This is a genomic window from Nitrospirillum bahiense (assembly GCF_007828025.1).
In the GTDB taxonomy this organism is placed as follows: Bacteria; Pseudomonadota; Alphaproteobacteria; order Azospirillales; family Azospirillaceae; genus Nitrospirillum; species Nitrospirillum amazonense.
This window is the reverse complement of the sequence record NZ_VITO01000003.1, coordinates 95,370-118,817: the sequence shown is the minus strand read 5'-3', so window position 1 is coordinate 118,817 and position 23,448 is coordinate 95,370. Positions and strand designations below refer to the sequence as shown.

18 protein-coding genes are annotated in these 23,448 nt (G+C 66.6%); 9 read left to right on the top strand and 9 right to left on the bottom strand.

What is annotated here, in order from left to right:
• Nucleotides 1–47: 47 nt before the first annotated feature.
• Together FBZ88_RS05850 and FBZ88_RS05845 are read right to left on the bottom strand one after the other, a co-directional pair.
• Nucleotides 48–800, bottom strand: a complete 753-nt coding sequence (locus FBZ88_RS05850; protein ID WP_145615848.1) for an SDR family NAD(P)-dependent oxidoreductase — start codon at nt 798–800, stop codon at nt 48–50.
• Nucleotides 801–811: 11 nt separating this feature from the next.
• Nucleotides 812–1,990, bottom strand: coding sequence for an aldose 1-epimerase family protein (locus FBZ88_RS05845; protein ID WP_145615847.1), 1,179 nt, complete (start codon nt 1,988–1,990; stop codon nt 812–814).
• A 161-nt stretch (nt 1,991–2,151) separates the two neighbouring features.
• Here FBZ88_RS05845 and FBZ88_RS05840 point away from each other — a divergent pair, with 161 nt between their 5' ends.
• Nucleotides 2,152–2,508: an L-rhamnose mutarotase gene (locus tag FBZ88_RS05840; protein WP_145615846.1), complete on the top strand. Its 357-nt coding sequence runs from the start codon at nt 2,152–2,154 to the stop codon at nt 2,506–2,508.
• A gap of 30 nt (nt 2,509–2,538) precedes the next feature.
• On the opposite strand, the gene FBZ88_RS05835 is transcribed toward FBZ88_RS05840, so the two are convergent.
• The 4 genes from FBZ88_RS05835 to FBZ88_RS05820 all read right to left on the bottom strand — a co-directional run bounded on the left by FBZ88_RS05835 (nt 2,539) and on the right by FBZ88_RS05820 (nt 8,091).
• On the bottom strand, nt 2,539–4,671 hold the full coding sequence (locus FBZ88_RS05835) for a right-handed parallel beta-helix repeat-containing protein (protein WP_145615845.1): 2,133 nt from the start codon (nt 4,669–4,671) through the stop codon (nt 2,539–2,541).
• Between the two features lie 44 nt (nt 4,672–4,715).
• On the bottom strand, nt 4,716–6,002 hold the full coding sequence (locus FBZ88_RS05830) for an MFS transporter (RefSeq protein ID WP_145615844.1): 1,287 nt from the start codon (nt 6,000–6,002) through the stop codon (nt 4,716–4,718).
• 81 nt (nt 6,003–6,083) lie between these two features.
• Entirely contained in the window at nt 6,084–6,944 is an 861-nt protein-coding gene (locus FBZ88_RS05825; protein WP_211102544.1) for an amidohydrolase family protein, read from the bottom strand.
• Nucleotides 6,945–6,948: 4 nt separating this feature from the next.
• Nucleotides 6,949–8,091 carry a mandelate racemase/muconate lactonizing enzyme family protein gene (locus FBZ88_RS05820; protein WP_145616002.1) on the bottom strand — a complete coding sequence of 381 codons (1,143 nt, stop codon included), beginning with the start codon at nt 8,089–8,091 and terminating at the stop codon, nt 6,949–6,951.
• A 59-nt stretch (nt 8,092–8,150) separates the two neighbouring features.
• Between FBZ88_RS05820 and FBZ88_RS05815 the strand changes: the two genes are divergently transcribed.
• The 5 genes from FBZ88_RS05815 (at nt 8,151) to lldD (ending at nt 12,985) form a co-directional block, all read left to right on the top strand.
• Entirely contained in the window at nt 8,151–8,861 is a 711-nt protein-coding gene (locus FBZ88_RS05815) for a GntR family transcriptional regulator (protein ID WP_145615843.1), read from the top strand.
• An 86-nt stretch (nt 8,862–8,947) separates the two neighbouring features.
• Nucleotides 8,948–9,817, top strand: a complete 870-nt coding sequence (locus FBZ88_RS05810; RefSeq protein WP_145615842.1) for a fumarylacetoacetate hydrolase family protein — start codon at nt 8,948–8,950, stop codon at nt 9,815–9,817.
• 1 nt (nt 9,818) lies between these two features.
• Entirely contained in the window at nt 9,819–10,826 is a 1,008-nt protein-coding gene (locus FBZ88_RS05805) for an aldo/keto reductase (RefSeq protein ID WP_145615841.1), read from the top strand.
• A 101-nt stretch (nt 10,827–10,927) separates the two neighbouring features.
• A complete protein-coding gene (locus FBZ88_RS05800; RefSeq protein WP_211102542.1) occupies nt 10,928–11,659 on the top strand; it encodes an SDR family oxidoreductase in 732 nt (243 codons plus the stop codon).
• A gap of 195 nt (nt 11,660–11,854) precedes the next feature.
• Nucleotides 11,855–12,985: an FMN-dependent L-lactate dehydrogenase LldD gene (lldD, locus tag FBZ88_RS05795; RefSeq protein ID WP_145615840.1), complete on the top strand. Its 1,131-nt coding sequence runs from the start codon at nt 11,855–11,857 to the stop codon at nt 12,983–12,985.
• Between the two features lie 158 nt (nt 12,986–13,143).
• Here lldD and FBZ88_RS05790 read toward each other — a convergent pair whose 3' ends face one another.
• From FBZ88_RS05790 to FBZ88_RS05780, 3 genes are all read right to left on the bottom strand, one after another.
• Nucleotides 13,144–15,837 carry a TonB-dependent receptor gene (locus FBZ88_RS05790; RefSeq protein ID WP_246138521.1) on the bottom strand — a complete coding sequence of 898 codons (2,694 nt, stop codon included), beginning with the start codon at nt 15,835–15,837 and terminating at the stop codon, nt 13,144–13,146.
• Nucleotides 15,838–16,356: 519 nt separating this feature from the next.
• Nucleotides 16,357–17,373 carry a helix-turn-helix transcriptional regulator gene (locus FBZ88_RS05785; protein WP_145615838.1) on the bottom strand — a complete coding sequence of 339 codons (1,017 nt, stop codon included), beginning with the start codon at nt 17,371–17,373 and terminating at the stop codon, nt 16,357–16,359.
• Entirely contained in the window at nt 17,349–18,527 is a 1,179-nt protein-coding gene (locus FBZ88_RS05780; RefSeq protein WP_145615837.1) for a type II toxin-antitoxin system HipA family toxin, read from the bottom strand. Before FBZ88_RS05780 ends, FBZ88_RS05785 begins: the two co-directional genes overlap by 25 nt.
• Nucleotides 18,528–18,799: 272 nt before the next feature.
• Here FBZ88_RS05780 and FBZ88_RS05775 point away from each other — a divergent pair, with 272 nt between their 5' ends.
• The 3 genes from FBZ88_RS05775 to FBZ88_RS05765 all read left to right on the top strand — a co-directional run.
• Nucleotides 18,800–19,117, top strand: coding sequence for a HigA family addiction module antitoxin (locus FBZ88_RS05775; protein ID WP_145615836.1), 318 nt, complete (start codon nt 18,800–18,802; stop codon nt 19,115–19,117).
• A 289-nt stretch (nt 19,118–19,406) separates the two neighbouring features.
• The gene (locus FBZ88_RS05770) at nt 19,407–19,967 is read left to right on the top strand and encodes an AAA family ATPase (RefSeq protein ID WP_186464228.1); all 561 of its coding nucleotides are present in this window, start codon (nt 19,407–19,409) and stop codon (nt 19,965–19,967) included.
• Between the two features lie 335 nt (nt 19,968–20,302).
• The coding region (locus FBZ88_RS05765; RefSeq protein WP_145616000.1) for a CHAT domain-containing protein at nt 20,303–23,448 on the top strand (3,146 nt) is incomplete at its 3' end.

The following is a 23,448-nucleotide window of genomic DNA, read 5'->3' as shown; positions in this document are numbered from 1 at the left end:
TAGGACAAATTGGAATGGAAGGAAGGGCGGCGGCCCAGGCAAAGGGCTCAGTGCATGACCCAGCCGCCGTCGACGTTCAGGGTCTGGCCGCTGATGAAGCCGGCGGCGTCCGACGCCAGGAAGGACAGGGCAGCCGCGATGTCGCCGGGGTGGCCGCGCCGCTTTACCGACTGGTGATCCAGCACGAAGCGGGTATAGCCCTCGGGATCCGGATGGATCTTCTCCGCGTCCGTAGGAAAGGCGCCGGGGGACAGGGCGTTGACGGTAACGCCGTAGGCGCCGAATTCCCGCGCCCAGGCCCGCGTCAGGCCGACCAGGGCGCCCTTGGACGCGACGTAGGGCGACAGGTTGGCCCAGCCGCCGTAGAAGGTGATGCTGGCGATGTTGATGATGCGGCCCCAGCCCCGGGCCCGCATGTGGGGCAGCGCCACCTGCACCGCCACGATGCCGGCGTCGACGTTCACGCGCTGGACCGCTTGGTGATCCTCCACGCTGTAGTCCTCGAACGGTTTCGCCGGATAGATCGCGGCGTTGTTGATGACGACGTCCAGCCCGCCCAGCGCCGCCGCCTGGCCCGCCAGCAGGGCACGGAAACCCGCCAGGTCCGACAGGTCGGCCTTGAGGGGCACCAGCCGGCCGGCGCCGATGCCGGCGGCGGCATCCGCCAAGGCCGCGAGCTTGGCGGCGTCATGATCGATGGCCAGCACGGTGGCGCCCTCGCGCAGGAAATGCAGGGTGGCGGGCAGCCCCAGGCCGCCGGCGGCACCGGTGTACAGGATGGTCTTGGCCCCGATGGACATCGGCTGCCTCCTCACGCGCGGATGATGGGGCGGAAGTCGCCCGACGGAGGGGGATAGTCGGCGTCCGGCTGGCGGGCGATGGCCTGGATGCGCGCCACGGACGCGGCCACCGACGCGGCGTCCGCCAGGATGCGGAAGACGCTGTCGTAGCGCCGCTCCTCCCCATGCTCCAGCCAGATCAGTTCATCGCGCCGCTTGGCGAAGGGCTTGCCGAAGACGTGGTTGGTGGAGGGCTCGATGCCCAAGGCGTAGTGGCCCTGCTGCAGGTTCTGCCATTCATACATGGCCGGGAATTGACGCTTGTCCGTCTCCACCTCGAAGCCAAAGCCGATGGCCTCGTTCACCAGGGCGACGGGCACGAGGGAGTCCGCATTGGCCGCCATCTCGTGCTGCCAGACCTGCTCATGGAAATCGCGCCGCGGCGCCGGCAGGGTGCGGTAGCCCACGCCCTGCTTGCGGTAATCGTCCCCTGCGTGGGAGGCCCAGACCACGTCACGGATGGGCGCCACATAGCGCGACCCCTCGGCCAGCACCGGATGCCCGACGTTGATGTGGTAACAGTACATATGCGGCGTGCGGTAGAAGCCATGGTTGACCACCCGGTCATGCAGGCGGATTTCGTCCGTGCCCACCTTGGCCTCGACGCGGCGGATCAGGTGCAGGTCCTCCCCGAACACGGTGGATTGCTGCACCACGCCCTCCGCCCACAGCCAGCACTCCTCCCCGTCCCAGCGCTCGCCATAGCCGGTCAGGCGGGCGGGAATGGTGCCGATGCGGCCGTGCAGGGAGGATTTGACGCTCGTGCGCGGGCCATAGACGTAATGGTCGGCCGCATCCTCATCCATGAACAGGATGTGGTCCAAGCCGCAGGTGACCAGCAGGCCGGAGAAGGAGCGGAACCAGCCCAGGCCGCCCTCCCCCTCATACTCATGCAGGCCGGGATGGCGGAAGCCGGACGGGGAATGCCAGCCGACGGCGCGGCCGTTATGCTCGCAATCCGCGATGTCCATGGCCCGGTCGACCAGGACGGTGAAGCGCAGCCCCGTGCCCGTGCGGAATTCCAGCAGGCGCACGCCGCGCTCGACACCATCGCCCAGGGTCATCAGCCGCACGCCGGCGAATTGGGAGAGGGAGCCCGTGTGGGCCGCGACATCGCGGCGGGACCGGACCTGTCCGTAAAGGCTGACCATCCCGTATCCTCCGTCAGTCTGGTCTTGGGCTTGCTGGCCTTGGGGGCTTGCTTTTTTGGCGCCTGGATTTCGGGGATTAAGGCCTCCAAACGCGGCATTGTCAATTCAGAAGCGCCATGTGATATCTCAGTTATCAAAATAAAAACTTCAGAAGGTGCGAAATGAGCGACACACACCGGCTGTGCTTCACCGTGGACTTGCGGGACGACGCAGAGCTGATGGCCCGCTACAAGGCCTGGCATGGGCCGGGCGCCGTGCCGAAGCCAGTGGTCGATGCCATCCGGAAAGATGGCATCCGCGACCTGGAAATCTGGCTGTACGGCACGCGCATGGTGCTGATCATGGAGGTCGGCCCCGACTTCGACCCCGTGGCCAAGGCGGCCAGCGACGCAGCCAACCCCGAGGTCCAGGAATGGGAGCGGCTGATGGGCACGTTCCAGCAACCCCTGCCCGGCACACCGGCCGGCCAGACCTGGGTCGCCATGGAACGCATCCATTCCCTGAAGGAGCAGGCGTGACGAGAGGAAGCGCCGTGAACCCAGCCGCCGTCAACGCCGCGGCGCGTCGTCCTGCTGGATGCCAGAGCGTTCCATCACCGCCCGCGCGCCGGCCGGCCAGGCGTCGCCCTTGACCTCGACATTGTCGACCAGCCGGTTGTTGAGATAGTCGGTCAGCGTTCCCCGCGCCCGCCCGTCGCGGAACCAGTTGCCCGCGGCCAGATCGTCCATGGCCGTGCGGCGGGGCAGGTTGAAGTCCAGGGTGTTGACGTTCAGCCAGACATCGACCTTATCGACGACGTTGTTGCGCACGGTCAGGTACCGCGACCCCTCGTCCAGGTAGAGACCGATGCCGCCGGGGACGTCGTAAATGTAATTCTCGGCGATCAGGCCGCCGGGATCGGCCGAAAGATGGTAGATGGCGCCGCCGTCCCCATACCATTGCTTCACGGAATGCACGCGGTTCCCGAAGATCACGGCGTCGCGCAGGATGGTGGGTGTGTCGTAGACCAAATTGCCCGGCTGGTCGTAATAACCGCGTTCCCGCGTCCGATAGGCAGAGCTTCCGCCCGGGTCGTTCACGCCCCAGCCCCAGCCGACATCGATCCCGTCATAGGGCGTGTCCGACACGTCGTTATGCAGGATCACCGGTGCCGTCGCATAGGTGACCAGGATGGCCGCCTGTTCCCGATAGTCTTGCGACACGGTCCTGATCCGGTTGTTGCGGATCAGGATGTCGCGGACACCCATTTCGGGACGCGGCGGATGGTGGGCGTCCGGCGTGACGCCGCCCACCATGATGGCGCCGCCCGACAGATCGGTGAACAGGTTGCGTGACACCTCGACGGCGATGGCGCCCAGCCCGATGCCGCTATCATTGGCATCGGCATTGTTGCCGATGCCCAGCGCCACCTGCCCCAGATGCGCGAACTCGCCCCCCTCGAACAGGATGCGGGTCGCGGCGGCCACCTGGATCGCCGCCGGCTGCTGGCGCCAGTGGTTGCGGGCGGCCTCGAACGCCCAGCAGCCCCACGAGCAGTCCTGTATCGGCTCCTGAGGATAGTCGGGAAGCTGGCCGGCCAGGAAGGCGCCGCTCTGCTGGCTGGCATAGCCTTGCGGGCCGGATGGTTCCAGCCAGCTGGTATGCTGGAAGCTAACCCCCTTGAACTGGAGATCCTTGACCGGCGTGTCATAGGTGCCGGCGATGGAGACCAGCATCGACAGGCGCGGCAGAACCACCGTCGCCGTGCCCAAGTCCTCCCCGGCGCGGGGCTTGTAGTAAAGACGGCCGGCGGCCGGGTCGGCGTACCACTGGCCGGGTTCACGCAGGAAGGCCAGGGCGTTGACCAGGAAAAGCCGGGCGGAAGCCTCGGAAACCGGCCGGGCGATGGTGTCATAGCCGATGATGTTGTTCCGCCAACCCGGCTGCTGCATGACGATGCGGTCGCCCTCGATCCGTTCCACCATCGCGTGCCGATCGGTGAACCAGCCCGTACCCTCGACCTCGATCCGCTTCTGGTCCGGCACGTCGGCCAGGCCCCGCCAGGCCGGGTCGATGATCTCCATCCCCCAGTCGTGGAAGCGAAAGGCCTGGCGCCCCACCTCCAGCGTCGCCCGCCGGGCCAGCCGGTCATTGACCCAGATCTGGCGCGGATCGACGCCGCGCGGGATGTCGGCCGCCCATATCCCCTTGGCCGGGTCGGCCAACCGCCAGCCGGTCACCCTGTCGCCGCCGGAAATCACCGGCTTGGCCCCGTCCGCCGCCTCCCAGCGCACCAAGTGCCCCGCCTGCCCGCCATCGGACGCGGAGAAGCGCAGCGGCTCCGCCAGGCGATAGACCCCGTCGGCCAGCCGCACGATGACGTCCCGGTCGCGGTTCAGGTCCCGCACCGCGGCCTGGGCACGGGCCAGCGTGGCGAAGGGATGGGCCGGCGACCCGTCGCCCGTGTCGGACCCGGTGGGCGATACCGACAGGATCACGGGCGGCGGCGTGGGCCGTTGCGGGATCTTGATGGTCGCCAGCAGCTTTTCCCCGTACAGCCGTTCCGGCTGATGGGCAGGGGGCAGGTCAGGAGCGGGCAGGTCGGGGGTGGCCCGGTCGGCAGTGGATGGTGTCTGCGACCACCCCGGTGCCGATGTCAAAAGCAAGGCCAACAGGCCGAGACGCGCCGCATATGATCCCATCGCTCACCCCCCTTTACAGGCTTGTTTTCAAGACGCTGGCCGCCTTAGCGAACCGACCGGATCGGCAACACGAAGAACGAGGAGGCGAAGACGAAGAGGATGGCCGCGATGAACAGCACGCTGTAATCGCCGCCGGACAGGCCCAGCAACCAGGCCGACATGACGGGGCTGATGGCCTGCGGAATATTGATGGCCGTGGTCAGGATGCCCAGGTCCTTGCCGGTGGACCCGGTGTCGCGGGGCAGCACCTGCGTCATCAGCGCCATGTCCACCGCCGTGAACGCGCCATAGCCCAGCCCGACGATGCCGGCATAGAGGTACATCCCCTCCACCGTCGGGGTGGTCAGCGGGACCACGCAGGCCGCCGCCATGATGACGGAGGAGAAGAAGACGAAGGGCTTGCGCCGCCCCAGCCTGTCCGACAGGAAGCCGGAAACCAGGCCGGAAAACAGCAGCATGACGAAGGTGATGGCGGAGATGTTGCCGATGACCACGTTGGCCTGATCCACCGACAGCTGGATGTAGTCCCGCAGGATATAGAGCTGGTAGGTCACCACCCCCTGGTATCCCATGTAGATCGTGAAGCGGCCCAGGAAGGCCCAGCCGAAATCGGGATACTTGCGCGGATCGATCCAGAAGCTGCGCAGGAAGCCCGGCAGGCTGAAGGGCGCGGGCTTGAGATGCTCGGACGGCACCTCACGGTTCAGGAAAACGAAGGCGACGCAGCAGGCCGCGACGGCCAGGGCGAAGACCAGGTAGCCCAGCACCAGCTGGCTGGCCAGTTGCCCCGCCACGATGATGCCCACCGTGCCGCCGGCCGTCATGCCCGCCCCGATGAAGCCCGAGGCGGTCCCCCGGTTGGCCGGCGCGAAGCGGTCAGCCACCACGGTGGACAGCGGCCCCTGCATGGCGTTGTAGGCGATGGCCGCCATCACCCACAGCACGGTGATGGACCACAAGGACGTGACCAGCGACACGCCGAACAGGCACATGGACCCGATGAGGGAGGCCAAGGCGATCCACGGCGACCGCCGGCCCCAGCGCGACCGGGTGCGGTCGGACAGGGCGCCGGCGATGGGGGTGGTCAGCGTCGAGAAGATGGACGTGATGGACATGACGATGGCGAGGTTCCCCGCCTTCGCCGCCGGGTCCAGCGCCGCCACCTGGTTGGGCAGCAGCACCGAGATGACCCCATTGTAGAGGGCCAGCAGCACGAAAAAATTGATCAGCAGCGACCAGAGCAGGACCCAACGCCGCCGACCCGCGACATGCTGGCTGGTGTCTTCCGCCGGGGCGGAAGGAAGGGGGACGTCCATGGGAATGTCGCTCATCTTTGGTTGATCTCTCCCTGACTGCCGTCATGACCGGCCCTCTTGGGTGGGGCCGCTGTCGATCGAGTGCCTATCGATGCATTATTCGCCGCCCAGCCGGTAGACCCGCCGCGCCGTCTGCCGGCACACGGCGTCCCGCTCCGGCTGGGTCCAGCCCGCGGCGATGTCCTGAAACACCGCCAGCCACGCCGGGTAGCCGCCGGCCAGGTCCACCACCGGCCAGTCGCCGCCAAACAGGCAGCGCCCAGCGCCGAAGCAGGCCAGGACATGGTCGATGTAGGGCCGCAAATCCTCCACCCGCCAGCCGTCCCACCGCGCCTGGGTGGTCAGGCCGGAGATCTTGCAGGCCAGGTTGGGGAAGCGCGCCAGCCGGGCCAGGGCGTCGGCCCAGCCCTCGGCCTGGATGTCGCCGCCGTGGGTGGCGATGTCGGGCTTGCCCAGGTGATCCAACACGGTGACGGCATGAGGTTCCGCCGCGTACAGATGGTCCAAGGCATGGGCCACATCCTGCAGCTGCGGCGCGCGGGCGCAGATGTCCAGGCTGAACCCCGCCTTCGCCGCCCGCACCATGCCGTCCAAGTGGTCAGAGTCGGTGACGAAGGCCAGCGGTTCGTTCTGCACCGACCGGCGCACGCCCCGCACCAGCGGCCGCGCGGCCAGGGCGTCGATCGCCGCCTGCGCCCCCGCCCCGCGTTCCAAAGGCGCGAAGGCCACGATGCCGCCCACCGGCACCCGATCCGCCAGGCCGGCGACCCAGTCGACCTCATCCAGCGCCTGGGCCGGATCGCAGTCCGCCTGCACGAACACCGCCTGCTCGATAGGCAATCCCAACGCCGCCCACTCGGCCAAGGCGTGCGGCCCGGCGATGGAGGGAACGTGGGACAGCCAGTCGTAGCGCAGGCGCGCCGGATCCCAGAGATGCAGATGAGCGTCGATCAGCATGGCCTTATCCCGCGCGCGCCAGGCGAACTTGCGGCGGGGCGGCACCCAGGTCGGCGCGGTCCAGGATGGCCGGCCGGCGCCAAACGTGCCGCGCCTCCTCGCTCAGCACCAGGCCATGGCCCGGCGCCTCCCGACCGTAAATGTAGCCGTCCTCCAGGCGGTAGCTCTCCTCCACCAGATGGTCGAAGTTCTGGTAGGAGTATTCCAGCCACTCGACCTCCGGCAGGGCCAAGGCCATGTTGACGCCGACCTCCAGGAAGGAGTTGCCCAACGTCACCGGCACCACCTTCTCCGCCGCCAGCCAACCGATGCGCATGACGTCGGTGACGTGGCCGTGGACGTTCAGCATGTCGGCCCCGCCCGCCTCGATCAGCGCACGCTTGCCCGACACGTCCAGATATTCGCCGCTGTTGATCAGGGTGCGGCCGGCCGTCTGGCGCAGCAGGCGCAGGCCGTCGAAATCGTTGCGCTGGATGGGATCCTCCAGCCAGAAGATCTCGTGCCCGGCCTTGCGCATCAGCTCCAGGTTCAGGATGGCCTGCTTGGGCGACCAGGCCTCGTTGGCGTCCACCATCACGGTGGCGTCAGGCCCCACGGCCTGCTTCAGCAGATCCAGGCGGTGGATGTCGCGTTCTATCTCCGGATGGCCCACCTTGATCTTGAAGGCGGTGAAGCCCTCGGACGCGGCATGGGCGAACAGGTCCTGGAACGCCCCGTCGTCCAGGTGGAAATCCAGGCCGGACGCATAGGCGCGCACCTTCTGCTTGCGCGCACCCAGCAGCCGCCACAGCGGCAGGCCCACGGACTTGGCGAACAGATCCCACACGGCCTGCTGCAACGCCTCCTCGAACGGCAGGGTATAGCGCCGGGCGGTGCCGCCGCGCGGCCGGGTCACCCGATGGGCCAGGGCGCCGGACTGCTGCCCCTCCACCCCGGGCCACACCTCCGACTGGAAGACGCGGATGATCTCGGCTTCCTCCGGCAGGGGAAAGAACAGCGACTGGACGAATCCCAGGCCGGCCGAGCCATCGGAACCGACCAGTTCCAGGGCTGCGACATGAACGTCGTCGGTACGGACTTGGCTATCCCCGATGACCCGATCTCGGGCAAACTGGAAACGTGTGATGCGGAAGTCGACGATCTGCATTTTCACCGCTACACTCTATTCAGATATCGATATCTGAAATATCAGGACACGAATTAGATATGGCAGCGGCACGCAAAAAGCAAGCGGCAAACGCGGCAGTCGAGGACTCCGGCAGCGCCCCGGAAGGCAAGCGCCTGAGTGAGATCGCCTACAGCGCCATCCTGGAAGGGCTGTTCGCCCGCAAGGTGCCGGCCGGCGCCTTCGTGTCGCAGAATGACCTGGTGCAGTTGCTGGGCATCCCGGTGCAGCCCCTGCGCGACGCGCTGCGCGTGCTGGAAGCGGAAGGGGTGCTGACCATCCATCCCCGCTCCGGCATCCAGTTCCTGAAGCCGGACTTCGAATTCGCCCGATCCACCTATCAGTTCCGCTCCATCATAGAGCGCGCGGCCGCCCGCACCTATGCGGAAACCGGCGACGCGGCGGAAATCGCGGCCCTGTTGGCCGACCACCAGGCGCTGATCGCCGCCATAGAGAAGGACGGCCTGACCCCCGCCCTGACCCAGACGCTGGAGGGGCTGGAGCAGCGTTTCCACGGCGCCATGATCGCCTGCCTGCGCAACCCGCTGATCGAGACGACGGCCCGCCGCCTGAAGAACTACGTCACCCTGATCCGGCTGGAACGGCTGATCACCCAGCCGCTGGCCCTGCGCACCCTGAATGAGCATATCGAGGTGCTGCGGGCCTGCACCGACCGCGACGGCGACCGGGCGGAGGCGGCGCTGACCGTGCACTTCCAGGCGGCCCTGCAACGCATCCTGGGCATGTTCTGAGCCGGCGGTCGCGCGTCGTTGACATATGAAATGACGTATCTAATATATCAGTTGTGACTCAACCGTCTCAACCGAATGGATACGTGATGAAACTGGCCCGTTACGGCGCCCCCGGCCATGAACGCCCCGCCCTGCTGGATGCCCAGGGCGCCCCGCGCGACCTGACCGGCATCGTCGACGACATCGCTGGCGACGTGCTGACCAGCGCCGGCCTGGCGCGGCTGGCCGCCATCGATCCCGCCACGCTGCCCGCCCTGCCGGCGGGCCAGCGCATCGGGCCGGCCATCGGGCGCGTGGGCAAGATGATCTGCGTGGGCCTGAATTTCCGCGACCATGCGGCGGAATCCAACCTGCCCCTGCCCGGCCAGCCCATCATCTTCATGAAGGCCACCACCGCCATCTGCGGCCCCAACGACGACATCGTCATCCCCTACGGCTCGGTGAAGACGGATTGGGAGGTGGAGCTGGGCGTGGTCATCGGCGACACCGCCCGCCATGTGCCGCTGGAAAAGGCGCTCGACCACGTGGCCGGCTATGTCCTGATCAACGACCTGTCAGAGCGTGAATTCCAGCTGGAGCATGGCGGCCAATGGGTGAAGGGCAAGAGCTGCGACACCTTCGGCCCCATCGGCCCCTTCCTGGCGACCAAGGACGACATTCCGGACCCGCAGGCCCTGGGCATGTGGCTGACGGTCAACGGCCACCGCTACCAGAACGGCACCTCGGCGGAGATGGTGTTCGGCGTGGCCCACCTGGTCAGCTACATCAGCCGCTACATGACCCTGATGCCGGGTGACGTCATCAGCACGGGCACCCCCGCCGGCGTGGGCCTGGGCCAGACCCCGCCCACCTATCTCAAGCCCGGCGACGTGATCGAGCTGGGCATCGACGGCCTGGGCACCCAGCGCCAGCGCACCGTAGCCTGGAGCGCGGTGGCGCAGAACACGGTGGAATAGCATGGCGCTGGATCCCTCTTCCCTGGGCGCGCTCGGCTTCGGGGCCGCGCCCATCGGCAACCTCTACCGCGCTATGCCGGAGGAGGACGCCGAAGCCACCATCCGGTCGGCCCTGGAGGCCGGCATCCGCTACCTGGACACCGCCCCGCACTACGGCTTCGGCCTGTCGGAGAAACGGCTGGGCGGCGCCCTGTCCGCCTTGGACCCGGAGGGGAAGCTCATCCTCTCCACCAAGGTCGGCCGGCGGCTGGACCCGGTGCCGGACGCCGACTTGACCCAGGTGCGCCAGGGCTTCGTGACGCCTGAACCGTTCGAAAGCCGCTTCGACTATTCCTACGACGCGGTCATGCGCTCCTATGAGGCCAGCCGGCAACGGCTGGGGCGGGAGCGCATCGACATCCTCTACGTCCACGACATCGGCCGTTACGTCCACGGCGACCGCCATGCGGAGACGTTCCGCCAGTTCATGGCGGGCGGTTACCGCGCGCTGCGGGAACTGCGCGACGGCGGGGCCGTGGGCGCCATCGGCCTGGGCGTGAATGAGTGGGAGGTCTGCGTCGAGGCGCTGGCCCACGGCGATTACGACCTGATGCTGCTGGCCGGCCGCTACACCCTGCTGGACCAGTCGTCGCTGGACGTGTTCCTGCCGCTGTGCGCGCAGCGGGGCGTCAGCATCGTCATCGGCGGCCCCTACAACTCCGGCATCCTGGCCACCGGCGTGAAGGGCCCGGGCCCCATCAACTACCAGTACCAGCCGGCCCCGCCCGACATCGTGGCCCGCGTGGCCGCCATCGAGGCGGTGTGCGACGCCCACGGCGTGCCCCTCGCCGCGGCGGCCCTGCAATTCCCCCTGGCCCACGGCCAGGTGGTCTCCGTCATCCCAGGCATGGACAGCCCCGGCCAGGTGGAACGGGCCGTCAGCCTGGTCCGCCACCCCATCCCCGCCGCCCTGTGGGCGGACCTGAAACAGCAGGGGCTGCTGCGCGCCGATGCGCCGGTGCCTGTTTAATCAGGCCGCTCCAGTCCGCTGACGCTCCCCGCAAAACTGCGGCGGATGCGGTCGCATCCTGCGGCGGCATGCCGCTGACATCACCTGAAGGAAACACCATCATGGGACGCCTTGAAGGCAAGACCGCCATCGTCACCGCCGCCGGCCAGGGCATCGGCCGCTCCAGTGCCGAGCTGTTCGCCCGCGAGGGCGCGCGGGTCATCGCGCTGGACATCAACCCCGAAACGCTGGCCAGCATGACGGGCGTGGAGACCCGCACCATGAACCTGCTGGACGGCGTGGCCATTCAGGCGCTGGCCGAAGACATCGGCGGCATCGACGTGCTGTTCAATTGCGCCGGCTATGTCCACGCCGGCACGCTGGCCACGACGGCGGAAAAGGACCTGGACTTCTCCTACGACCTGAACGTCAAGGCGGCCTTCCGCATGATCCAGGCCTTCCTGCCCGGCATGATCGCGCGCGGCGGCGGCTCCATCGTCAACATGTCGTCGGTTGCGGGCTCGGTCCTGGGCGTGGCCAACCGCTTCGCCTACGGCGTGACCAAGGCCGCCGTCATCGGCCTGACCAAGTCGGTCGCCGTGGACTTCGTGGGCCGGAACATCCGCTGCAACGCCATCTGCCCCGGCACGGTGCAGTCGCCCTCGCTGGATGAGCGGCTGGCCGCGACGGGCGATGCCGACGCCGCTCGCGCCGCCTTCGTCGCCCGCCAGCCCATGGGCCGCATCGGCCGGCCGGAGGAGATCGCGGAACTGGCGCTCTATCTCGCCTCCGACCTTTCCTCCTACACTACCGGCACGATCAACGTCATCGACGGCGGCTGGTCGAACGCGTGACGCCGCTGCCGACGTTCGATACCAGTGGCATGAGGTTCCCATGCCACTGTAGGACGCGACCGCGTCCGCCGGAGATTTCCAGGGAACGCAGTGGACTGGAAATCGAGGAAGCCAAGCGGCCGGATGGCCGCGCCCGGCGATTGAGGGGCGGCCTTTGATCGGTCACGATCAAAGGGCAAGCATGGAGACTCCCGCATGATCATTTCCTCTCCGCGTGATTTCCGGGAGGCGGCCAGGCGCCGCCTCCCCCGCTTCCTGTTCGACTATGCCGACGGCGGTGCGGGGACGGAGCAGACGATGCGCCGCAACGTCGACGACCTCGCCGACCTGGCGCTGCGCCAGCGCGTGCTGAAGAACGTGGCCGACATCACGCTGGGCACCCGCCTGTTCGGGCAGGACGTCGCCATGCCCGTGGCCCTGGGGCCGGTCGGCATCGCCGGCATGTTCCGCCAACGGGGGGAGGTGCAGGCGGCGCGGGCGGCCAACCGGGCGGGCCTGCCCTTCTGCCTGTCCACCGTCTCCATCTGCTCATTGGCGGAGGTGGCGGCGGGCACGGACGGGCCGCTGTGGTTCCAGCTCTACGTCATCCGCGATCGCGGCTTCATGCGCGAGCTGCTGGCCAACGCCAAGGCGCTGGGGGCCAAGGCCCTGGTGTTCACGGTGGACATGCCGGTGCCCGGCACCCGCTACCGCGACGCCCATTCCGGCATGTCCGGTCCCAACGCGCCGCTGCGCCGCATGCTGCAGGCCGTGGCCAAGCCCGCCTGGGCCTGGGACGTGGGCCTGCACGGCCGTCCCCACCGGCTGGGCAACCTGGAGCCGGTGCTGGGCGATAAGAGCGGCCTGAACGACTACATGGGCTGGCTGGGTTCCAACTTCGACCCGTCCATCTGCTGGCAGGACCTGGAGTGGATCCGCCAGGGCTGGGACGGCCCCCTGATCATCAAGGGCATCCTGGACCCCGACGACGCCCGCGCGGCCGCCGACATCGGCGCCGACGGCATCGTCGTCTCCAACCACGGTGGCCGGCAGCTGGACGGCGTGCTGTCCTCGGCCAAGGCCCTGCCCGCCATCGCCGACGCGGTGGGTGACCGCCTGACCGTGCTGGCCGACGGCGGCGTCCGCTCCGGCCTGGACGTGGTGCGCATGCTGGCCCTGGGCGCCAAAGGCGTCCTGCTGGGCCGCGCCTGGCTCTACGCCATGGCCGCGCGCGGCGAGGCCGGCGTCACCCAGCTGCTGGAGATCTACGCCAAGGAAATGAAGGTCGCCATGGCGCTGACGGGCGTGCGCGGCGTGGGGGAGATCGACCGGTCGATCCTGGCGTGAGAGGGAACCTCTTTTCATGACAGAACGCGCCGTTGTGCGCCTCTACCCGCTAATCCGCGATGAACCCAAAAAGAACCCCACCCCGTTGCCGGGGTAGGGGGTGGGAGGTTGGTGGAAGAAACGCCGGTCTGGGAGAAACCGGGTGAGATACCGGGACCTTAGAACTTCACCCGCACGCCGGCGGCGAAGCGGCGGCCGGTGGTGCGGTACTCTTTGGTGCGGTCGGGCGTGGTGGAGTAGATGAACTCGTTCTCGTCCGTCAGGTTCAGGCCTTCCAGGGTGAGGGAGATGTTCTGCGTCAGGTCGTAGGACAGGCTGGCGTCCAGCTGGCCGTAGGCGTCGAAATATTCCGGATCGCCGTTGCGGCCGCTGGCCACCTGCAGGAACTTGTCGCGCCAGGTGTAGGCCAGGCGGGCCTGAACGCCGTACTTCTCATAGAAGGCGACCAGGCTGTAGGAGTATTTGGACAAGCCCTGCAGGCCATAGCTGGCGCCGCTGACCACGTTGGCGTACTGGGCGTCGCTTTCCACGTAGGTGAAGCTGGCCTGCCCGCCCAGGCCGTCGAACGGCCCCGGCAGCCTGTCGAACACCTGGCGGTAGCCGACCTCCAGCCCCTTCACCGTGGCGCCCTTGCCGTTGGTGGGCTGGGTCACCTGGAACACCACCTGGTCCACCTTCTGCGGCGTCGTGGCCTGGGCCACAAAGCTGTCGATGTTCTTGTAGAACAGGGCGGCCGACAGCATGGACAGGGGCTGGAAGTACCATTCCAGGCCGAATTCCGCCTGTGAGGCGCGGAAGGGGTTCAGGTCGGGGTTGCCCTTGGTGATCTGCTCGTTGCCCGGGTTGGACAGGATGGTCTGGGCCGGTGACAGATCGGACAGGGTCGGGCGGGTCATGACGCGGGAGGTGGCGAAGCGGGCCACCAGGTCGTCGGTCAGGTCCAGCTTGACGTTCAGCGACGGCAGGACGTCGGTGTAGTGGCCGCTGAAGCTGATGGGCTGGACATCCGACAGGACGATGAGGTTCTGGCCCTGGCCATTGGGCTTGGCGCTCAGCACGGTCTGCGCGGCACCGGCGCTGGTGTACGTCGTGTCCTCGATACGCACGCCGGTGTTGACGGACAGGGGCAGGCCGCCGATCTCCGTCTTCAGGTCGAACATGATGTAGCCCAGGTTCACCTTCTCCTTCACGCGGGAGCTGGCGGCCGGGTCGGCCACGGGCCGGGTAAAGATGCCCTCCGGCCGCGACAGCAGGTAGTTGACCATGGCGTGCGGATCGTAGGTGATCCAGTTCCGCACGATGTTGTCGCTCTGGTACTTGGAGAAGAAGTCCATGGTCGTCGGCGTGAACAGCGACGACGGCAGCAGCACCGCGCCGCCGCAATAGGCGCAGGACACGGAACCCGGCTGGCTGATGGCATCCGCCGTCTTGGTGCGTTCCTGGTGCGACGCGCCGGCGGAGATGGAGATGCCGCCGCCGGGATCCCAGGTGCCGTCCAGCTTCGCCTCGTTGATCTCATCCTTGTAGTCGGTGCCGCCCCACAGGTTGTAGTGGGCCCCGACGTGGTTCACGTCGGTCGCGACGTTGGGAATGGTGGGCGAGGTGAAGTTATAGTCGTAGATCGGGCTGCCGTTGCGCCGGTCGAACGTCATGGTCATGTCGCGGCGGCGGATGGTGGAGAAGATGCTGTCTTCCTTGCCGTTGCGCGTCGCCTGCGAGGTGGAGGCGTCGAACACCAGCTTGAAGGCGTCCTTGTGCCAGGCGGTGTTCAGGCCCACCAGATAGGTTTCGGTCAGGCGCGGGGTGTAGGTGACGATCTCGTCCACCGTGCCGCCGACGATCTTCTGATAGACGGCGGAACCGTTCTTGACCACCTGGTCGACCAGCGTGCCGGAGGAGAAGTCGTAAGCCAGGCCCTGCGACTGGTCGATCTGGTCCATCTTGGTATAGAAGCCGTCCAGCGTGAACGTCAGGTTGTCGTTCGGCTGGTACTGGACGGTGCCGTTCAGGCCCGTGCGCTTGCGCGACGTCTCATAGAAGAAGGGCGACAGGTTGGACGGCATGTCCACGCCGGTGAAGCTGCCCACGCCGGGGGCGGTGCGGCCGTACCAGTAGTCGGTGGGGTCGACGTTGCCGCGCTTCACATGGCCGGCGCCGATGTCGAATTCATCGTCGCGGCTGTCGCGCTTCTCGTAAGAGGCCACCAGCGCCACGCCGAAGGTCGATTCCGGATTGTGCCAGCTGACGACGCCGGACAGCGAGGGGTTGGTGCTGTCCGCCAGCTCGCCATACAGCGCGCGGGCGCTGCCGGCCACCACCAGGTCCTGCTTCTGCTCCAGCGGGCGCACCGTGCGGATGTTCACCGTGGCGCCGATGGAGGCGCCGTTGATGTTGGCGCTGGGGCTCTTGTAGACGTCGGCGCCGGAAATCAGCTCGGAGGGCAGGACGTCGAAGCTGAACTCACGGCCCACATTCTCCGTGGCCAGGGTGCGGCCGTTCAGGGTGACGGTGTTGAACTGGGGCCCCAGGCCGCGGACCGAAATGAACTGACCGTCGCCACGGTTGCGGTCGATGGCGACACCGGTGATGCGCTGCAGGGATTCGGCCACGTTCTGGTCCGGCATCTTGCCCAGGTCTTCACTGGCGATGCTGTCGACGACGTTGACCGAATTGCGCTTGATCTCGGTGGCCACCTGCAGGGAGCGCTTGATGCCCGTGACCACGATCTCTTCCAGGCCCTGGTCGTCGGTGGCCGGTGTCGCCGCCTGCTGGGCGAAGGCCGTGCCTACCGTGGCATGCAGCAGGGCGCAGCACGCCACACCCTGGGCGAGCCCCATCAACGTACGCTTCATTATGAACGTCCTCTCCCTGATCGATGGGCTTATGACAGCGAGATGCCAGTGCCCGTTGTTTGAAATATCAGTGCCACGTTATGAAATTCCATGCAACGGCTTTTCTGCACTCAGCCACATCAAAAATGAGATCGGGGAATGGATGGCACGGGGCGCGATTTCGCTACGGCGTTAGGCAGCCGGCAACGCGCAGGGCCAGTGGCATTCGCGCCGCCGGCCTCGTTCCAAACCTGCAATGACCGTGACTCTCGGGCAGGCGGCCCAAACGCGCCGGGCCCGCTTCTCCTCCCAGGCGCGGACCTCGTGCCAGCCGGTCAGAAACAGAATTCCTTGAAGTCGGGCCGCCCGCGCAGGTTCTCCCCATCCACTTCAAGCCTAACGGGCCCGATTCCGGCTGTGAGGGAGCCTATGAAGCCATCGTGTTAATCGGCGTGTAGCTTGGACGCCGATCGGCACGGTATCCATTTGATTCTATTGAAGTCGACAGCGTCACTGGGTCGCGCCGATTTACACGCTGATTTACCGATGGAAGCGGTTCAGGCGCATGCGCTGCGTCTCGCTTTTCACAAAATCCAGCGACAGGCCGGTAATTCCGAACCGTTCATACAGCGAACTGATAAGGGGATAGAGATTACCGGCGAGATCGTCTTCGAGGTCCTGGACCGTGGCGGCACCTTCCAGCATCGCTTCATCCGTCCGCGAGCGACCGCCCCCGAAGTAATCGACGCTCATCGGATTGGCCCAGGCACGCACCTCCCGACCGGATAGGCCGGTATAGAGCACCCGGAGCCGCACGGTGGTCTGTTGGGGATCATATCCCAGTACCTCCGTGAGCTTGGCCGCGTGCATATAAGCTTCGCCCAGCCGCCAGATGGGCAGCGTCGTATCGAAAATGGAGCCCGCCGGGAAGGTGTCCTGTGCGTCCTCCTGATAGCCGCGGATGCTCATGAGGCGGCCAGGAGATGCCGCCCGCCAGAAGTCGCAATGCGCCGGATCGGAAGCGTTGCGCTCGATGCCCAGATGATCGTCCGGTGGCAGCCAGCATTCAATCTCGCCGTCGATCTCATAGGGGGCGAGTTCGGGACGGCGCATAAAGAGGAACAGCGGCCAGCCGGTATATCGGAGGACCGATTGTTCCAGCGCATCCCGCAGTTTCGCCGGCGTGATGGCAGGGTGATCTCCTTCCAGGGCATAGTCGATCCGATACCAGCCGGCAGGGAAACGGGCGGGAGAGTCTTTGGGCAGATCCTTCGTCAGTTCCCGCCAACGGCTGAACGCCGCCTGCACAAACGCCTCCTGAGAGGAGGCTGGCGTGGGGGCCTCCGCGACCAGGCCGACGACCCGCAGGATGTCCAGCGCCTTGTTCAACGACAAGGTTGCCTCGCCGCGGTCGAACGCGATCATGGTGGGGATGCTGACGCCGGCCAGTGCCGCATGCTCCTTCTGCGTCATCTTCTCCGCCTTGCGGCGGCGGACCGCTTCCGCCACCAGCCCCGGCCAGTCGAGCGGGCTTATTCCTCCAGCAGGCGTAGACATGCGTTCCTCACCGATTCCCGATAGCTCATGCCGAACGGATCGCGCGATTCATCGTCCGGGTTGGGTAAAATGCCGGCCGCCTTGATGGCCGCCTTTTTAAGGTCGCGGGATACCCCGCTGATCGCCGCCTTCTTGAGGCCGATATGCTCTCCGAACGCAGCGAGCAGCCGCTGGTTGACGCTCTCCAGTGAGACGAAGTTGCCGGCGATCGACAGCGCCAGTTGCTGGCTGAACTGCGGGTAAACCCCGACATTCACCACGTCGTAGACCGGTGACAGGCGCAGGCCTTCCGGCGTTTCCAGCAACGTGAAATTCTTCAGGTGAGCATCCGCATTGGAAACCAGGACGAAGGCGACCAGGCGGCGGTAAAACCGCAGCAGGTCGATGGCTGGCCGCGCGGAATATTTGCGAATGACGCCGGCCACCTCTTCGTAGCTAGCGTCATATTTCCCGCCGAAATCCGCGCCCCGGGGTTTGCAGAGAATCTGCGCGAAATCCTCCGCCCGCAGTTTCCGTCCATCTTCGGTCCGGTCGAAGCGCTTGACCACCAGGGCGGTGCCGTTGCCCTCGGACACTTCCGCGACTGTGGGGTTGATAACCTCATCCTCGCCCAGCAAGGCCCTCACCCATTTCAGGCTGAGGTTTTCGTTGCGCACCAGCGTGGCGATATCCGTGGAATTGAACTTCGCGATGTATGGGGCTGGGCCGCTGGCGCCCGCCGGCCGGTAGCCATGTGCCCCTTCGTCGCGCACCACCAGCATTTTGCGTTGGACGCCGGAAACGGTGCGCCCGGGATTGGGAACTTCGTTTGCCTCCAGCGGGGGGAATTGCATATCGACGCTGGGCAAGACACCCACCGCGCCGATGCAGTCGGCGCCGAAGCGCAGCAAAAGTCCGAAATCGTCCTGGTCGGCCACATGGCCAGCCCGGGCCTGACGCTCCCGAAGCCAGCCCTCCGCCCCCAGATGCTGGAAGAAGGGATGCATGCCCCGGGCCCACTCATGTTCCCGTCGAAGAACCGGCAGGCAGCAGGCAATCGTCTCGGTCCAGCCATTGTGGTACAAGAACCGGGTGCCGCCTGCGGTCGTTTCTTCCAGCAGGCCAGCCTCCTGGCCCTTAAACGATACTTTAGCGCTGCGGAGTTTTTGGCTCATAAATACCTTACCAAAATATGAGAACGGCTCATATAAGGGATTTTAGTAAGGTATAGATTATTTTCCCAGACATTGCAATCTGAGACTAAATTATAGCTTAGCATGCTCCGGGACCTCACCCGGAATGGCAGGTTGCCAGTCCGCGTGTAGCCTGGACGCCGATCGGCACGGTATCCATTTGATTCTAGTGAAGTAGGTAGGGCCACTGGGTGGTGCCGATTACACGCTTCACCATTTCCCCAGACCGACTACACAACCCGCAGCGCTGCCAAATGCGAACCTATTCGCCCACATCGAAGGACACTATAATCGCCAACGCATTCATTCGCCCCCTCCGCGAAGAATTCATGAAGCCACTGTGCCTGTCGGCCGGCGAGGTAGCGAAAGCGTGCGACGTCCCACGCACGCGGATTGAGTGCATCGTAAATGAGGAAATTAAACTCACCATCGACACGGCATTCCGCGTGGCGAAGTGCTTCAACACCTCGGTCGAACTGTGGCTGAACCTCCAGACCAGCTATGACTTGGCCAAGGCCCGGCGCAGCCCGCCCAACCTGGACGCGGTCAAGGTCCTCCACGCGGCGAAATAATGCCATCCACCCACAGGCGGACAGAGGAAATATGTACGTCATCCGCCCCCAGGCCGATGGCGCTCGGGCCTCACCCCTTTGAGCCAACTCGGCAGTGCAAGGTCTCCGGCAACGGCCTCTATAACGCGACGCCAGCCCCGGACGAATTCAAGCAGCACATGCGCTTTGTAAATCGGCGTGTCCCAGTGACAACGATTAACACGCCAACCGCTACGCCAACGCGCACTCGGACAGCAGATCAGCGCCGACGGCGCGCCGTCGGATGTCGCGCAGGTGGACATGGGAGGCGATGGCGGAAGCCAGCAGCGATCTGGGCCAGGCCCTGTTTGCTGCCGGTTCCGGACTGACCGGTATCGCCAAGGTCCAGGCGGCACTGGAGCAGGAGGCGGAGGCCATTTGGGGTCGGCGAGCCGCCGCCAGGCGCACCTTCACCATGGCTCAACAGCAGCTGAAGCCCAGGGAATGGTCGGATGCCCGTGCCGCGGTGGAGGAGCGCGAGCAGGCGCTCAAGGAACTGCGGGCAAAGCTGACTCTGCTGCAGGCCGAACGCATCGCGGCGGAGCGCCTGCGCCGCATCAGCCCGGCCATGCGGCAACGTGAAGCAACGCTGGTGGCGCTTGCTGAGATGGGGCAAGTGGTCAAATTCACCAGCGTGGAGGAGGAAAGCGCAGAAGTCTTTTTGATGAGAATCGCCAAGGCCGATCAGAACCGCGTTGCGGCCGAGCGGCGGCGCGACGAAGTGATGGAACGCCTGAAGCCTTTGTGTCAAGTGGCGCATAAATTATCCCCGCGCCCTCCCCGCGCGGCCGGAAATTCCCCAGCAATTTCAATGCTTGGCCACTTTATATGATGGAAGTTTGGCCATTTGGTGCGTTGGATGGCCACTTTATGTGTTGGGGGACACTGTGTGTCCTCTAACACATAACCTGGCCAACGGGGGCACGGGGTTCTGCGGGTTCTGGGCGTTAATCTATCTTAATTTTGGCCAAGCCTTCGATGGACCAAAACGCAAGAGCCAGACTATCTGGTGCGAAGGTATTGCCGAGGCGATGGCAGCGTCCGAAATCCGGTGGCATTTGACCCGATCGCCTCTTAAACTCCCTCCATGGTTGTTTCGGGCACACAATCTCTCTCTTTCATCGTGGCGGTCCCGACCCCGTTCTATGCTGGGAAATTGGAGGGACCGTGGTACAGTTGCGCATCCTGTTGAAGGACGGGGCCCTGCTCTGCCTGGACGGCACCACCGTTACCCGCAAGCCCCTTGGTTCCGCGGGGCTTGATCGCGTGAGGGGCTGGGCCACCGCCTACGACACCGCGGTGCGAACACGACAGCCGGATCGTTTGCCGGCGATCGGTCAGGACATCGCTTCGCTGCTTAACGACGGCGATCGCTGGCTCGACGACCGCCTGGGGCGGACCGGTCCGGTGTCCCTGGAAATCCAGGCCGCCCATGATCGGGACGACGGCGCGGGGATCCTGTTCGACGTGCCGTGGGAGATTCTGGCACCCGGCGGGCTGTTTCTGGCGGCGGCCCCCCACCGGCTTTTCCAGGTCGCTCGCCGTCTGGACAAGCCCGAGCCCCCGGACGCGCCCGAGCATGGTGACCTCGCCGTGCTGTTCATGGCGGCCGAGGTCGAGGGCCAGCATGCCCTTGACTACGAACGTGAGGAGGTCGCCTTTCTCAACGCCACCCGCGGCCTGAACGCCCACCTCGCGATCGAGGAAAGCGGCGGCGCGGCGGGCCTCGCCCTGCGCCTGAAACAAACCCGGCGCTGGGAGGCCCTCCACCTCACCGGGCATGGCGACCTGAGCGCGAACGGTCCGTATCTGGCGCTGGAGACCGACGAGGGCGCATGCGACCCGGTCGATGCCCGGCGGCTGTGCGCCCTACTCGGCGACGAGGAGCGGATGCCCCGGTTGGTCTTCCTGTCGGCCTGCCGAACCGCCGAACGGCCGGGCAGCGGCGCCGCCTGTTTCGTCCAGGCGCTGGTCGGCGCCGGCGTCGCCAACGCGGTGGGCTGGGACGGTTCGGTCCAGGATGGCGACGCCATCCGCTTCACCGAAACCTTCTACGGTGAAATAGCCGGGGGCAGGACGGTGGTCCACGCGGCGGCACTGGCCCGGCGCGCGTTGCTGACCCTCCATGAGACCGGGCAGCAGGGTAGCAACAAGACGCCGCCGGGCGGATCGGCGGCGGACGGCGCCCATTGGCATCTGGCGCGGGTCTATCTCGGGCCACGCGGTGGCGGCGTCCTGTGCGAGCCGGGCAAACCGACACGGCCGCTTCGCCGCAACCCAGCCGACAAAGCCTATCTCGACAAGGCCAAGGGACGGGTGCCGGTGGCGACGGCCGAGCAGTTCGTTGGACGCCGCCGCGCGATTCAGGCGGCGTTGCGTGCCTGGAGCGCCGGCAGTCCTGGCGTGCTGATCCAGGGGATGGGCAATCTCGGAAAATCGAGCCTTGCCGAGCGGATCGCCAGCCGTTTGGACGGGCACACCGCGGTGGTGGTGTTCGAACGCTACGATGCCCACGCGCTTTTCCACGCCCTGGTCGCCGCGTTGCCCGAGGAGGACCAGGCCTCCATCGTCGCGACACATCAGACGGCGATCGTCGACAATCCCGCAGAATTGAAGCTGATCGCGCAGAAACTGTTGAAAGAGCGGTTCAGCGGCCATGGCGGCACCCGCCCGATCTTGCTGATCATCGACGATCTGGAACGGATTCTGGCCGAACCGAAGCCAGGCGAGTCGGCGACGCCGTTCAAGACCCCGGCGGATGGCGCGGTGATCGGCGCGGTGATCGCCGCCTTCCGCGATGCCGGGCGGGACACCGCCTCACGGCTGCTGATCACCAGCCGGTATGAATTCGCGCTGACCGACGCGCTGGGCGACGATTTGGCGGGGCGCCTGAGCGTGATCGCGCTGCCGCCGATGGACGCGGTGCAGCAGGCCAAGCAGATGCGCACGGCGGCCAGGCTGAACGGGCGGCTGCGGGCACCCGACACCAATCCCGCCCTCGACCGGCTTGAGGAGCGTATCCGCGCGGCGGCCTGCGGTAATCCCGGCTTGCAGGAGATCCTGACCCGGCCGCTGCTGACAGTCCGCGATCACGCCGCCGGGATGGCCGCCGCGACGCGGGCGGTGATGGCGGTTGAAAACTATCTGGCCACCGGCCAGGCGCCGGCGGAGGACAGCGCGGCGCAAGAGTTCTTCCAGCGGGTGTCGCTGGAGGCGTTCCGGGCAATGTTGACGCCGACCGAGACCACCCAGCTTCGCGCCGCGACGCTGTTCCCGCTGGCGGTGCCGCTGACGGCTCTGGCGGCGGCGGGGCGGGCCGCCGGTATCGCCGACCCAGGCCCGGCGGTGGAACGGCTCCAGGGCCTGGGGCTGCTCGACCGCTACCCCGGTCCCGGTGACCAACCCGACGTGGCGGTCAACCCGCTGGCCCGGCCGCTGGTACCGCCCTTGTCTCCGGCCGACCAAACCCTACTGGCGGCGGCGGCGGTCGGGGACCTGCTCGCCGCTTGGGTGGATGACGACGGGCAACTGCCGGCCACCATCCAGGCCACCGCGCTTGCCGATCTCGCGCTGCTGGCCGAAGGCCCGCCGGACATCGTGCAAGCGGCGGTCGTGCCGGGCGGGCGTTTCCTGTTCGACACCGCCCACGAGGTCCCGCGCGCGCTGGACATGGTGATCCGGGCCGTTCGCCTGCTCGACCGTCATGGAACGGCGCCCACCCCCACCCTGCTGCGGTTTGGCGCGGAAGTCGCCGGATGGCTTGGCCAAGGGGAGGAGCAGGACGCCTTCCTGGCGCGGGCGGCTTCTGTGTCGGACATTGATCCGGTCCTCAGCGCCATGATTCTGTATGATCGCGGCACGCGGCTGATCCAAACCGGACAACCACAGGAGGCCGAGACCTTGCTGCGCGAGGCGTCCGAACGGTTTGAGCGCCTGGGCGACGTGCGCTCGCGCGCGGCGACCATGGGCCAGATCGCCGACATCCTCACCACCCGCGGCCAGACCGACGAGGCCCTCCGCTTATGGCGCGAAGACGTTCTTCCAGCCTTTGAGCGCCTGGACGACGTGCGCTCGCGCGCGGTGACCATGGGCAAGATCGCCGACATCCTCACCACCCGCGGCCAGACCGACGAGGCCCTCCGCATCCGACGCGAGGAGGAACTCCCCGTCTATGAGCGCCTGGGCGACGTGCGCTCGCGCGCGGTGACCATGGGCCAGATCGCCGACATCCTCACCACCCGCGGCCAGACCGACGAGGCCCTCCGCATCCGACGCGAGGAGGAACTCCCCGTCTATGAGCGCCTGGGCGACGT

Bases quoted from the DNA above. Each gene is read 5' to 3' on its own strand.
- FBZ88_RS05835 (WP_145615845.1), bottom strand. From the start codon at position 4,671: ATGGGATCATATGCGGCGCGTCTCGGCCTGTTGGCCTTGCTTTTGACA.
- FBZ88_RS05785 (WP_145615838.1), bottom strand. From the start codon at position 17,373: ATGTCTACGCCTGCTGGAGGAATAAGCCCGCTCGACTGGCCGGGGCTG.
- FBZ88_RS05800 (WP_211102542.1), top strand. From the start codon at position 10,928: ATGGGACGCCTTGAAGGCAAGACCGCCATCGTCACCGCCGCCGGCCAG.
- FBZ88_RS05810 (WP_145615842.1), top strand. From the start codon at position 8,948: ATGAAACTGGCCCGTTACGGCGCCCCCGGCCATGAACGCCCCGCCCTG.
- FBZ88_RS05845 (WP_145615847.1), bottom strand. From the start codon at position 1,990: ATGGTCAGCCTTTACGGACAGGTCCGGTCCCGCCGCGATGTCGCGGCC.
- FBZ88_RS05840 (WP_145615846.1), top strand. From the start codon at position 2,152: ATGAGCGACACACACCGGCTGTGCTTCACCGTGGACTTGCGGGACGAC.
- FBZ88_RS05815 (WP_145615843.1), top strand. From the start codon at position 8,151: ATGGCAGCGGCACGCAAAAAGCAAGCGGCAAACGCGGCAGTCGAGGAC.
- FBZ88_RS05850 (WP_145615848.1), bottom strand. From the start codon at position 800: ATGTCCATCGGGGCCAAGACCATCCTGTACACCGGTGCCGCCGGCGGC.
- FBZ88_RS05790 (WP_246138521.1), bottom strand. From the start codon at position 15,837: ATGAAGCGTACGTTGATGGGGCTCGCCCAGGGTGTGGCGTGCTGCGCC.
- FBZ88_RS05780 (WP_145615837.1), bottom strand. From the start codon at position 18,527: ATGAGCCAAAAACTCCGCAGCGCTAAAGTATCGTTTAAGGGCCAGGAG.
- FBZ88_RS05820 (WP_145616002.1), bottom strand. From the start codon at position 8,091: ATGCAGATCGTCGACTTCCGCATCACACGTTTCCAGTTTGCCCGAGAT.
- FBZ88_RS05825 (WP_211102544.1), bottom strand. From the start codon at position 6,944: ATGCTGATCGACGCTCATCTGCATCTCTGGGATCCGGCGCGCCTGCGC.
- FBZ88_RS05770 (WP_186464228.1), top strand. From the start codon at position 19,407: ATGGCGGAAGCCAGCAGCGATCTGGGCCAGGCCCTGTTTGCTGCCGGT.
- FBZ88_RS05775 (WP_145615836.1), top strand. From the start codon at position 18,800: ATGCGAACCTATTCGCCCACATCGAAGGACACTATAATCGCCAACGCA.
- lldD (WP_145615840.1), top strand. From the start codon at position 11,855: ATGATCATTTCCTCTCCGCGTGATTTCCGGGAGGCGGCCAGGCGCCGC.
- FBZ88_RS05805 (WP_145615841.1), top strand. From the start codon at position 9,819: ATGGCGCTGGATCCCTCTTCCCTGGGCGCGCTCGGCTTCGGGGCCGCG.
- FBZ88_RS05830 (WP_145615844.1), bottom strand. From the start codon at position 6,002: ATGAGCGACATTCCCATGGACGTCCCCCTTCCTTCCGCCCCGGCGGAA.